Below are 12,200 nucleotides of genomic sequence, written 5' to 3'. Positions count from 1 at the left end.
TCTTGCTGGGAATTAGACAACGGTTAACTGCCCCGCATAGAGGATAAAGAAGCGCAGGAGCAAAACGCCCACCAGACTCAGACCACAAACCGCCAGCACGCCATACGGTGAATGCTGTCGGCTAGCCCATGACTTGAGCAGCAAGGGAATGACTAACCCAATCCCGACCACGCCCAGCCAGAACCACGCGGCCCAGAATCCCCCGGCCAGCGCGGCCACCAGCGCGCGCTGCTTTCCATCGTCCCCTAAGGCGAGGCCGATAAAGAACGCGAACAGTAAGAAGATCTCTAACCACACGACTGGCGTTTCAACGCGGTGTACAAAATGCGCTTCTTCGCTATGCGGATTGCGGCGATAACGGCAGGCCATGGCGATCAACGCCACCGCAGCACCAGAGGACACCCCTGAGAACAGGAACAGCGCGGGTAAGATCGGATTATTCAGCAGCGGATAGGTCTTCAGCGCGGAAAGTAAAAATCCGGTGTAAGCCCCTAACATCACCGCCAGCAGCAGCATCACAATATCCAGCGATTTCTGCATCGGTGCCAGCCAGCCAAGCACTCGGGGAACGAGAGTCAGCTTCGGTAGCCAGCGCTGTTGCAGCACGATAACCTGCTTGCTGAAAATGTTGGCTAGCCACACTGCCAACGCCGCCATGTAGACCTGAAACAGCATGACGCCAACCGACATCACCGAGGTAAAGCTGTAATGGAACATGAGCTTCCAGAACGTCCAGGGACGCGTCAGGTGGAAGATCAGGATCAGCAAGCCAAAAATGATGGTGCACGGCGCGAGAATCAGCGTTGTGCGCATTAGCGTACTGTCTGCGTTTGCCTGTTCGGGGTGGTAACGCCGCAGCAAAGCCGAGAGCGTCACCAGACCCGCAGAAATACCCACCAAAAACAGATAAATCGCAATCGGCCAGTCCCAAACTAACGAAGCAAAATGGAATGCGCTTGAAGACATGGGTGTCATTGATGAACCTCCCCGTATTTAAACGGTATGCGATAAACCTTAGGACGAGTGCCGAGCGCGATTTTGTAGCGATACGTCGGCTGTTGACGTAGCAGGCGGGAAACCTCGCTGTCGGGATCGTCAAGGTTGCCGAACGTCAGCGCGTTAGTCGGACAAGACAGCACGCAGGCGGGCAGTTTTCCGGCTTTCAGGTTGGTCTTGCGGCAAAAATCGCACTTATCCGCCGTTTTCGTCTGCGGATGAATAAAGCGCACCTGATAAGGGCAAGCAGCAATACAGTATTGGCACCCGACGCACAGCTCGGGATTCACATCTACAATGCCGTTTGCCGCATCGCGATATGACGCCCCAGTCGGACACACGTCAACACAGGGTGCATGATCGCAGTGCTGACAGGAATGACGGAAAAAACGGTATTTCACGTCTGGGAAGGTCCCGATCGGTTCGCTGCGAACGATCGTCAGGCGTGATACCCCTTCCGGCACCTGATTGACCTCCCGACAGGCATCCATACACGCCGTACAGCCGATACAGAGCGATTCATCGTGGATCATGCCGTAGCGGACACCGTTGATATTCAGCGTCTGTGCGACAACCTGCCCCGCCGTGCTGGTGAGGGCAATCAGCCCTCCCATACGGGCAAGAAATTGACGACGAGAGCAACTCATGGCTGCCTCTTATTACCCAGATGCACTGAGGCTGGGTTGAAATCGGGGTTATTGCGCTGGTCGCTGTGGCAATCCACGCACAGTTTGATGCGGCTCTTGTCGTTCAGCGTTTGCATACTATCCTGCGTGGGGTGCAACTGATGACAGCTGGCACACGCCACTTTCGTCACGTGCACATCGTGCGGCCAAAACGCTTTCTGCAACTGTTCCGGCGCATGGCATGACATACAGACGCTGTTTTGCTCTTCCACCTTGTACATCGGGAAGTTAAAACGCATGACATCTTTCACGCCTTCGCGATGCAACAGCGACGGCTTGCCGTGGCAGTTAGTACAGGTCAGCTGTTTTTGATTATGCGGGTTGATGGCGGAAGCATGTTTACCCTTCATGCCATCCTCTTCCGGTTTATGGCACTGTAGACAAGCTTCATCGGGATTGCGCTGCGGCATAACCTCCCACCGCTCTCCTTTTTCCGCCTGAGGTGCGGGCTGCGTCAGCCCTGGCAATGCCCAAAGCATGCCTGATACCAGCACCCCGGCAGTCAATAACGAACGTAATACGCTCATATCCACTCCACTCTATGTTCGCCCGCGTCCACGGGCGATGGGGTTATTGGCTCAGTCGTCCCGCTTTACGCGCTTGCTCGTCCCACTGCGGCACCACCGTATTCAAGAAATCCTGTTTTTCGGCGTTGATTTGCTGCATGTTGAGCCCAATCGCCTGCTGCGCTTTTTCTTTCGTTGAGATATCCGGCAGTTTGACTTCGCCTGTCACGCCTTTCTGTGCCAATAGGCGTACCAGTTTGGTTCTCGCCTCAGCGGATTTACTCAGCGACGTGCCGAGCATTCGTAAGCCTTCATCTGGCGCATGCATGTGAATACCGTGAGAGGCAACCGCCAGATCCCAACGCCATTGCGCATGGCGGATATCCATCAGAATCGGCTGCATTTCCGCTTCGGTTGCCCCAGCATCCCAGGCCGCTTTGGCTTCAAAATGCGCATGAACCAATTGCGCTTCTGCTTTCAGTTTTAAATCCTGAATCGCCGTTTTGCGTTCAGCAACCACCTTCTGCATCGCGGCTTTATCCTGCGTGTGGCAGTTGGTACAGGTTTCGCCGTAATTGTCGAAAGGGTTACCTATCTTGTGATCGGTATACAGCTTGCCGTCTGCGTTTTTCACTTTCGGCATATGACAGTCGATACAGGTCACGTTGTTTTTGCCGTGGATACCAATGCTCCAGGTTTCATATTCTGGATGCTGGGCTTTCAGCATCGGTGCGCGGGAAAGGGTATTGGTCCAGTCGGAGAAGGAAATAGCGTCATAGTATTTTTCCATGTCTTCGACTTTCGTGCCGTTATCCCAGGGAAATTTCACCGCCTTGTCTTTACCGGAAAAATAATATTCAACGTGGCATTGTCCACAGACCATTGACTGCTGCCCGAATCGACTGGCTTGATCAAACGGTTTGCCAATCGCTTCCATAGCACGCTCGGCGTAAGGGCGGGACAGCGTCAGCGCCGGCTTGCCCTGAGCGAAATCCGGGGACGCGGTATCATGGCAGTCCGCACAGCCGAGATCGTTAGTTATCTCCGGCCCGCCTCGCGCCCACTTGCCTTTGAAGTAACCGTCCTCACCTTCCTGTTGAATCAAGCGGGCGACATCTGGGCTTTTACAACTCCAGCACGCCATCGGCAGAGGGCCATCTTCTGCCGTCTTTGGTGCACCGGTACGCAGCGTTTCGCGCACGTCCGTGATGGCATAGGCATGGCCGCGCGGCTTGTTATAGTCTCTGGAGAAGGGATAACCCGCCCAGAGGACTACCATCATAGGGTCTTCTGCCAGCGCATCGTGACGTTCTGACTGCTCGCGGGTTGCTTTCCACGAGTTGAACTGATCGGGGTGTTGCGCGGTGAAGACTGAATTTCTTGCTTCTATTGGAGCGGGAGGGGGTGACGCCGGAGCATCAGCGGAATAGGCAGGTATCATAAGAAAAAGACTGGCTACCATGCCCCACAGATAGGAGATTGACGTGCTTATCCTGACCATGCGTTTGTGTCCAATTTAAGCCGCCTACTGGCGGTCATTTTAGTTATCCATTTGACAGAAACCACAACAACTGTCGTGACATTGCTCGCCTTATGAATAACAAAAAGATGCATTCAAAATATTGCTTTTGATCAAAGGTAAAGAAAAGTAATAAATCGCATCGAAAGTTATATGAGGATTGTCTCAGTCACGGCAGGATGGCGTATACGGTGAAACACGAGCAGAGGTTGCCACGGGTGCTTCCAGACTCTTTTCTGATACCCCGTGGCAGAAACAGAAGCGTATAGTCACCCATTGAGTGCCGGACAAGCGCCTCACGCTACTCGGATATTCTGCCCTTGCGAAGAGGTAACATTCTGTCCAGCGTATTATCACGCACGATATAATGATGAAATAACGCCGCCGCAGCATGAAGACCAATAATAAAATAGCCGACATTAACTACCAATTCATGCAACGATTTCAGTTTGTGCTGAATATTTTCATTCAAAACGTGCGTAATAGGCATTGTTATTCCAAAGAAAGACCATTCAACCTGCCCGTAATAAAGCGAAGCTATCCCAAAAACCGGTAATGAAATAAACATGAGATATAACACGCCGTGCGTTATTTTCGCCGCTATGTGCTGCCAGCGCGGTAGCGGTGGGACAATAGCAGGATCGCCATACCTCATTTTCAGCAACACTCTGATTAACATGAGGAATAATACACATAACCCCGCCGTATAATGCGTCAATGCCATGATTGCTCGCTCAGGACTGTTTTTTGGCGTCAATCCTTTAAGCTCCATCGCAGCATAGGTAATCACTACCATGATAAAAACAAGCCAATGAAAAATAATTTGGCTAGCCGTATAGGTTTTTTTCATTTTCAAATAGCCGTCAATTAACAGTAAGTCATTTATAGAATCGAAAGCTTAAGCGTACATTAATATAAAAAATTTCATTTCCGAAAAAATTCTTAAGGTTGACATAATAATTCACTGTCAGGATGACCTTATTTTCAGCAGAGGCTCATATCATGCGAATAATGTCACCCTATACATTAAAATGGTTACATGGCGGATACGAACAGAATGATATTTCAACGTCAATACGTGAAAGCTATCATCAGATTTACAACGCCTCACTTTCCCGCTGTATGCCCTGGCTTCTCGGCATGTACGATGCCCGTGGTGAACTGAGAGCAGCCTGTGGCGTCCAGACGGCTTCACAAGGTGCATTTTACCTGGAGCAATATCTTGATGCTCCCGTTGAAACGATGTTGTCCGCTCGTATTAACCTCCCCGTTTCGCGGGAAAAAATCGTCGAAATAGGAAACTTCACCGCACATGACGGCGCTTCAGCACGCGTTATGTATGCCGCCATCTGTTTATTACTCAACCAATATCACTACTCGTGGATTGTCTTCACTGGCACTCGGAAAATTCGCAACATTTTTCATCGACTCCATCTGCAACCCATCCTACTCACGCCTGCCAGCGCAGCACGGCTGGGCGATACGGCACAAGAATGGGGTGAATACTACCAACATGATCCGCAGGTGATGGCCGGAGAACTCACAAACGGAAAAAACACGTTAAGACAGACAAGCATGTTGCTGAACCTGTTTACCACGTTACCTGATGTCCCTTGGATAACCACGGTAGGAGAATCCTATGTTTCTGGACAGGCTTGAACAACTCGCCCAACAGTGCCCTGATGCACTCGCTTTACAAGGTGACGGTCGGACATGGAGCTGGAAGCAATACCATGAAACCGTTATGGCGATTGCAGAGCACTTAACCTCACTCGGTATAAAGCGCTTAGCACTTGAACTAGAAAATAGTCCAGAGTGGGCCATGATCGATCTGGCTTGTCTTGTTAGCGGGATTGTGATCGTCCCCATTCCCCCTTTCTTCACCGCCGGACAAAAAACGTGGGTCATGTCGTCTGCGTCTATTGATGCACGGATCGGTAGCGCGCCCCTGGCAGAATGGCAGACCTGTGATTTCCCTCTCGGGCAATTGCAAATCCGAACCGTCGATGAACCTGTTCCCTTGCCTTCCGGTACAGCCAAAATCACCTATACCTCTGGCACGACAGGGGAACCGAAAGGGGTGTGCTTAAGTCTAAGCGGCATGGAGTGGACAGCTCAAACCCTTGCGAGTGAATTGCGCTCACTCCACTTACAAAAGCATTTGGTGACATTACCGCTCAGTATTCTGCTTGAGAACCTATGTGGCATTTACATCCCGCTGCTGCTGGGGGCTGAAACCGTGGTGCTGCCACCGTCACACATCGGTTTTGAAGGCTCCAGCCGGTTCAATGCGACGCAATTTTTGCAAGCGTTACTACGCTGGCGCCCAGAGAGTCTGGTACTGGTGCCTGAACTGCTGCGCGTACTGTTACAGTTGCATCAGCAAGTTCAGGAAAGCACCCAGTCATTGCGCTTTATTGCCGCAGGTGGCGGCAAAATCTCAACCCAACTGCTGGAACTTGCAGCCCAAAGCGGACTCCCCATTTTTGAAGGCTATGGACTGTCAGAATGCGGTTCCGTCGTGGCGCTGAATCGACCTGGCGTCACACGGCAGGGTAGCGTCGGCAGACCATTACCAGGCATCCAACTATCGATTGATAGTGACAGGCAACTGCTCGTGTCCAGTCCAGCCAATGCGTTAGGTTATCTGGGGGGGGCCTCACCTTCATTGACGGTAGCGACCGGCGATCTCGGCAGAATCGATGACGACGGATTCGTTCACATTCAGGGGCGCATAAAAAACGTGCAAATCAACGCCTTTGGCCGCAATTTTTCCCCCGAATGGCCAGAAGCAGAAGCCATGGCCTGTCCCGCCGTCCGCCGCATTGTGATTTTCGGTGAAGGATTAGTGCGTAATGTAGCACTGGTCGATGCGTTTGACGGGCAACAGGAGTTCGCACGGGAACAACTGATGGCGCTTTCTGCACAGTTGCCAGATTACGCGCAACTGCACCGATTACTGTTTACCCATACGATTTCATCACCCGAGATGTTAACGGCCAATGGCCGTCCTCGCCGCAATGCCCTATGGCAAACCCTACAACATCAGATACTCACCCGTAGTGAGGAGGAGCAACCATGAACTTCTATCACCAATTACAAAATAAAACGACGACTGAACGTCAACAGTTGCTTTCGTCTCCGGCTATCGCCCGTTGCCTTGATGGCAACATTTCACGCGAGATGTATATCGAGTTTTTGACCCAAGCGTACTATCACGTCAGCCATACCGTCCCGTTATTGATGTGTGCAGGTAGCCACCTCCCGCCATCGCATGAATCTATGCGTGGTGCAATTGCTGAATATATCGAGGAAGAATACGGCCATCAGGAGTGGATTCTGAATGATATCCGCGCCTGTGGCGGAGATGCAGAAAAAGTCAGATTAGGGATGCCCGGCTTGCCGATTGAAATGATGCTTGCCTTTCTTTATTACCGCATTGAACGTGTCAATCCCATGAGCATTTTTGGCATGGTGTGGGTGCTGGAAGGCACCAGCGTGTCTATTGCGTCCGCCATTGCTACACGGGTGGAACAGGCACTGAGGCTACCAAAAGAGGCAACCACCTATCTGCGATCCCACGGCGAGCTAGACCAGGATCACCTGAAATTTTTTGCCCTGTTGATGAATACCGTCACGGATAAGCGAGATCAGGATGCCATTGTGCACACGGCTCACCGCGTTTATCACCTGTACACACAAATGCTCAATCAACTGGGGAATGGCTCAAGTGAACCTGCATAATAAGACAATACTGCTGACAGGGGCGAGTGGCGGAATTGGCCAGGCACTCGCACTCGCCTTAGCGGAAAAAGGGGCAAACCTCTACCTTGTAGGGCGTAATGAACAGGCGATGCAGCGTCTGCAACAGCAGTTGCCACGTCCAGAACAGCACTGCATCGCTCTGATGAAAAACTATTCAGAGATTGAAATCATTACCCTTGCAGCAAGATTTAATGAAAACCATAAGCTGGACATCCTCATTAATAATGCAGGGTGCAGCCATTTTGCGTTGTTTGAACAGCAATCTTTCGATGATATTCGTGAACAAATCCGGACCAATATCGAAATTCCAACATTACTCACTCGCACATTGTTAAAAAAATTGAGTCAACAAAGCATTGTCCTCAATATCGGTTCTATCTTTGGGGAAATTGGGCATCCCGCATGGAGCGTCTACAGTGCCACAAAAGCCGCTATGCATCGTTTTTCCGAAGCCCTAAGCCGCGAGTTACAGGGTAGCGGAATTTCTGTACTGTATGTCGCCCCTCGTTCGACGGAAACCGCACTCAACAGCGAAGCCGTCTATGCCCTGAACCGCAAACTCGGTAATGGTAGTGATACCCCCACCGTTGTGGCTACTCAGATTGTCCGACTACTCGAAACGGAACAAAAACGATACCGCTTCGGCGTTATGGAACGGCTGTTTGTCAAAATTAACGCCTGGTTTCCCTCCGTCGTTGACGGCGCGTTAAACAAGAAATTAGCGGTCATTCAGGCGTTCGCTCGACGCACGGTCAGAGGAGAAAATAAATGAGAACACGCAATATACTGGTGATCACATTCGCAAGCGCGGTATCCGTCTCTGTGCAAGCCAATACATCCCTGAGTACGTTACAAAACACGTGGTCTGTTTGTCAGTATCAGACTCTGGAAGCACAGAAAGAAGGATGTTTTAGCACATTAAGCCAGCAAGCGCATGACGCGAGCCGTGCCAAAAACGATAACGATGCAACGCTGTTGATTTGGTCAGGCATTATCGATAGCAGTTGGGCTGGCGCAAAAGGCGGCTTGGGTGCGCTCAGTCTGGTTAAACAGGCTCGCACGTCGCTTGAAAAAGCGATCGCCATCGACCCTAATGCGCTTGACGGGTCAGCCTGGACGAGCCTCGGCGCTCTCTATTATCAGGTTCCCGGCTGGCCGATAGGTTTTGGTGATAAAGAAAAAGCCGCTGAGATGCTAAAAAAAGCACTGGCGATCAATCCCGATGGCATTGATGCCAACTATTTTTACGGTGACTTTCTGCTCAAAGAAGGAAAAGTCGATGAGGCGAAACGTTATCTGGAAAAAGCACTTCACGCCCCTGCCCGGCAAGGACGTGACATTGCAGATAATGGTCGCCATCGCGATATAGCAAAAGTCCTGGCAACGATTCAATAATGACAGCTCGCGGGCAGATAGCGTTAAACCGCGAGTACGTACCTGCCATTTTCTGTCGTAAGGGGATCGGTTGGCTCTCTTCAGGAGCTGATAGGAAGCGGACATGACTTTTCAAGCCCGCTTCCTAAGACACTACTTAAAAAGCTTCTGAACAAATTCGCTGTAGGCCGGTCGCCACACATCCATTTCATGACCAAGATTGGGATAATGGTGGTAGTCAAACCGGATCTTCTTCTGCTCAAGTCGCGTCTTCAGACCAGCAATATCTTTACCGGTGATGTTGTCCGTTTCGCCAATCACCACCGTAAAGTTTTTCAGTTGCTGATTAATCTGCTCAGGCCGCTCAAACTGTGCGGCAACAGCCGTGTTTGGCACCGTTTCGGTGGTCACGCCGCTGAATGTTGCTAGCCAACCGAAGTGTTCCAGATGGCTCATGCCGGATACCAACGCCTGATAGCCGCCCTGCGACAGCCCGGCCAGCGCCCTGCCGTTGGCATCCTGGCGGACGTTAAAGCGTTTGCCGATCTCGGGGATAATGTCATGAATCAGCTCCCTGTCCGCCGCCAGCGCATTGCGCGGATAGAACACCTTGCGACGCTCCTGCGGTGGATACTCTTCAGGGATGATGCCGAGCACGTCCGTTTCCGTATCAGGAATGATAACCAGCATCGGCTCAATCTTTTTCTCCGCCAACAGGTTATCCATTATCTGCGGTATCCGCCCTTGCATCACGGCCGAGGCCCCCGTGTCGCCAAAGCCATGATAGAAATAGAGTACCGGTAATGGTTTTGACGATTCGCTATAGCCCGGTGGCGTCCAGACATACATCTGGCGCTCTGATTGCAATTCTTTAGAGTGATAAGTCAGCGTTCTCAGTTCGCCGTGTGGCACCTGACGCACATCCAGAATGCTTCCCGGCACCAGAATCAGGCTGGTATTCACCTGACGCTGCGGTTTGGTAAACGCCGTACCCGTATCAATGGTACGAAACCCATCCACGCTGAAAAAATATTCATACAGGTTCGGTGCCAACGCGGGCGTCTTGAACGACCACACGCCAGATTCATCTTTCGTCATCGCATGGGACACGATGCTCTCAGGCGTCGAACCGGTAAAAACACTGACTTGTTTCGCCGTTGGCGCGAACAGGCGGAAGGTAATGCTGCTGTCCGCATTCACCGCCGTGACGTATTCACTCACGGGGACAGTTGCCGCAGGCATAACCGGGAAATCGGCAGGTAGTGCCGAAGCGTTGCCAGACATCCCCGCCAATACACTCAAGGCCAATAATGATAACGCTATTTTCTTCATGTTCATTCGCATAATCCCATCCCGAATATCACGTAATCGGGTCTGTTTTTGCTAAATGTAGCGACACCGCCGAAGCGGTGCCGACGTGGTGACAGGTATTACCACCAGACTTCCGCTTGAACACCAAAGGTGAACTGATCTTTTTTGTTGTCCGCAAATTTATACTGCGAAATTTCGTTATCCAGAATATTTAAGTATGTTCCATAGAAACGAATTTCTGGTCTGGAGTTCAAAATGCTAGTATCAACTTTAAGTGCATGATAAAGCGTTGTTTTATAACCAGACTCACGATAATTAGCTCCGCTTTGATTCGTATTCTTCTGCGTAAACCAGCCTAACTCAACACCCGTTTGATTATAGGTATCCCAAATATAGGCAGGACGAATTACGGTACGGATACTCTCAAAGTCACTGTGAGCGCCAGTCTCATAGCTGTAAATATCTTTACCCCAAGAGTACACCAGTGCATTAGCCATGATGACGTTGTCATGCAAATACATTTCACCTTGTGAAATTAAACGGAATGCATTACCGCTAGTATGGTCTCCATAATAATTTTCACCTTGGCCAATGGAAGGGTTACCATCATTGTAACGAGCAAAACCGCTCGCAATAGAATTATTCGCTGACTGCAACGTAAATTCGTTAAATCCACCACGCCAGTCAAGTTTTTGTTTCACAATGGCCGTTGCTAAATAACTATCTTTCATTTTAAAGAATTCATTGTTATTTTCGTTGTTTTTTTGGCTATTGTTCTTATTTGCCATTACATACTTACCAATTAACGTGAGCGTTCCATCCTCCCAGAGAGGCAAGTTCTTATACCGAGCCTCCATCGTATTGGTATTCATCTTTGTTTTATCTGCATTTTTTCCAATCGCAGGGTTTTCATATTCTCTTGCATAGACATTAACATCTTCGCGTGTTAGCGCGAGATCTAATTTTCCTGGCCCTACGTTCATATTTTCTATGCCTACCCCAGCGCCCGCAAAGACACGATCGCTTTTCCAATCCAACATTTGGATTTCATAGACAGGTAGAACATGTTTGCCAACCCAGAAGTCCGCTTCCGGTGCAAAAGGTAGAAAACCGTTTGTCGTCAGGTACAAATCGGAAAACTGAAGAACATTTTCATTGCCCGTGTTATCACCAAACCAACCCGCGCTGTATTGCTGCCCGACGTTTCCGTCAAGTTTAACCACCGCGTGAGCCGTTTTACCGTCTTTGTTATAAACACGTTGGGTGAGAAGTAAATCAAACCAGCCCGAGTGTTCATTACCAAAACGGCCAAGAGAACCAATAGCATAGGATTCGGGTGAACCATTTGTTCCTGTAGCCCAACCCGAACGTAAATAACCAGTGTAGGAAAAACCTATATCATCTTTAACGTATTGACTAATTTCAGCCAACGTCAGCGGTTTTTGTGACGTGTTAGCTGTGGTATCCACAGCAACTGAATTTCTCGCAGATTGCATAGTGGGTGTAACCACCGTCTGATTAACCTGAGAACGGTCTATGGATGCCACTGTATGCGTTTTATCCTTCACCGTTGGATTTTCAGCAACGCGAATTTTATTTTCCACGTTCATTTTATATTCACGAAACTCTTTTTTCGTTGACTGCAATTCAGCTTTATTTGCTGCCAGTTCTTTCTCCAGAAGTTCCAGTCTTTCTTCTACAGTCAATTTTGCGGCCATAGCACCATTAGACAAAAAAACGGAAGACATCAGTAATACCATCATCTTTACAGGGAATTTTTTACGCATGATTATTATCCGAGCAGGGTATGTTTTAACATTGTAAACAGCGGTTTTAAGTTGAGGAAACCCTCTCGCGACGCTAGCCGCAAGTCCGCCTATTTATAAGAAAATCTTAAAATTCACATGGCCGTTTATATAATTTAATGGCTAGTTAATTCCCTCCTGAATCATTTTATCCCCTCGATATCTTTCCCATGGATAGTAAAAAATAGAGTTCGCATTCATTCCAGATTGTATTTCTCTGAGAATGAATGCGTAAATC

12 protein-coding genes are annotated in these 12,200 nt (G+C 49.8%); 5 read left to right on the top strand and 7 right to left on the bottom strand.

The features are described 5' to 3' along the window. Positions 1 to 12: 12 nt before the first annotated feature. The 5 genes from nrfD to cybB all read right to left on the bottom strand — a co-directional run bounded on the left by nrfD (position 13) and on the right by cybB (position 4,557). On the bottom strand, positions 13 to 975 hold the full coding sequence (gene nrfD / locus H0247_RS11825) for a cytochrome c nitrite reductase subunit NrfD (RefSeq protein WP_180742706.1): 963 nt from the start codon (positions 973 to 975) through the stop codon (positions 13 to 15). Next, positions 972 to 1,643, bottom strand: a complete 672-nt coding sequence (gene nrfC / locus H0247_RS11820; protein WP_180742705.1) for a cytochrome c nitrite reductase Fe-S protein — start codon at positions 1,641 to 1,643, stop codon at positions 972 to 974. The genes nrfD and nrfC overlap by 4 nt, the downstream gene beginning before the upstream one ends. Beyond that, positions 1,640 to 2,209 (bottom strand): cytochrome c nitrite reductase pentaheme subunit, encoded by a 570-nt coding sequence (nrfB, locus tag H0247_RS11815; RefSeq protein ID WP_180742704.1) that lies wholly within the window; start codon positions 2,207 to 2,209, stop codon positions 1,640 to 1,642. The genes nrfC and nrfB overlap by 4 nt, the downstream gene beginning before the upstream one ends. A 43-nt stretch (positions 2,210 to 2,252) precedes the next feature. Continuing rightward, entirely contained in the window at positions 2,253 to 3,629 is a 1,377-nt protein-coding gene (gene nrfA / locus H0247_RS11810; protein ID WP_255433961.1) for an ammonia-forming nitrite reductase cytochrome c552 subunit, read from the bottom strand. A gap of 379 nt (positions 3,630 to 4,008) precedes the next feature. Then, complete coding sequence (gene cybB / locus H0247_RS11805) at positions 4,009 to 4,557, bottom strand: cytochrome b561 (protein ID WP_180742702.1); 549 nt, start codon at positions 4,555 to 4,557, stop codon at positions 4,009 to 4,011. 161 nt (positions 4,558 to 4,718) lie between these two features. On the opposite strand from cybB, the gene H0247_RS11800 reads away from it, so the two are divergent. Genes H0247_RS11800 through H0247_RS11780 form a run of 5 tightly spaced genes read left to right on the top strand, consistent with a single transcriptional unit; the run spans position 4,719 to position 8,867 of the window. Beyond that, positions 4,719 to 5,366 carry a thermostable hemolysin gene (locus H0247_RS11800; protein WP_255433952.1) on the top strand — a complete coding sequence of 216 codons (648 nt, stop codon included), beginning with the start codon at positions 4,719 to 4,721 and terminating at the stop codon, positions 5,364 to 5,366. After that, positions 5,347 to 6,789 (top strand): AMP-dependent synthetase/ligase, encoded by a 1,443-nt coding sequence (locus tag H0247_RS11795; RefSeq protein ID WP_180742700.1) that lies wholly within the window; start codon positions 5,347 to 5,349, stop codon positions 6,787 to 6,789. The genes H0247_RS11800 and H0247_RS11795 overlap by 20 nt, the downstream gene beginning before the upstream one ends. Continuing rightward, entirely contained in the window at positions 6,786 to 7,451 is a 666-nt protein-coding gene (locus tag H0247_RS11790) for a TenA family transcriptional regulator (protein ID WP_180742699.1), read from the top strand. The genes H0247_RS11795 and H0247_RS11790 overlap by 4 nt, the downstream gene beginning before the upstream one ends. After that, positions 7,429 to 8,244, top strand: coding sequence for an SDR family oxidoreductase (locus H0247_RS11785; RefSeq protein WP_219606717.1), 816 nt, complete (start codon positions 7,429 to 7,431; stop codon positions 8,242 to 8,244). Before H0247_RS11790 ends, H0247_RS11785 begins: the two co-directional genes overlap by 23 nt. After that, entirely contained in the window at positions 8,241 to 8,867 is a 627-nt protein-coding gene (locus H0247_RS11780; RefSeq protein WP_180742697.1) for a tetratricopeptide repeat protein, read from the top strand. The genes H0247_RS11785 and H0247_RS11780 overlap by 4 nt, the downstream gene beginning before the upstream one ends. A 132-nt stretch (positions 8,868 to 8,999) precedes the next feature. Here H0247_RS11780 and H0247_RS11775 read toward each other — a convergent pair whose 3' ends face one another. Both H0247_RS11775 and H0247_RS11770 read right to left on the bottom strand, forming a co-directional pair. Next, entirely contained in the window at positions 9,000 to 10,130 is a 1,131-nt protein-coding gene (locus H0247_RS11775; RefSeq protein ID WP_370463334.1) for an alpha/beta hydrolase-fold protein, read from the bottom strand. 146 nt (positions 10,131 to 10,276) lie between these two features. Further along, positions 10,277 to 11,944 (bottom strand): carbohydrate porin, encoded by a 1,668-nt coding sequence (locus H0247_RS11770; RefSeq protein WP_180742695.1) that lies wholly within the window; start codon positions 11,942 to 11,944, stop codon positions 10,277 to 10,279. Positions 11,945 to 12,200: the final 256 nt, after the last annotated feature.

The sequence above is a fragment of the Pectobacterium sp. CFBP8739 genome (genome assembly GCF_013449375.1).
GTDB lineage: Bacteria > Pseudomonadota > Gammaproteobacteria > Enterobacterales > Enterobacteriaceae > Pectobacterium.
The sequence above is the reverse complement of the archived record's forward strand: the minus strand, read 5'-3'. Positions and strand labels throughout refer to the sequence as shown.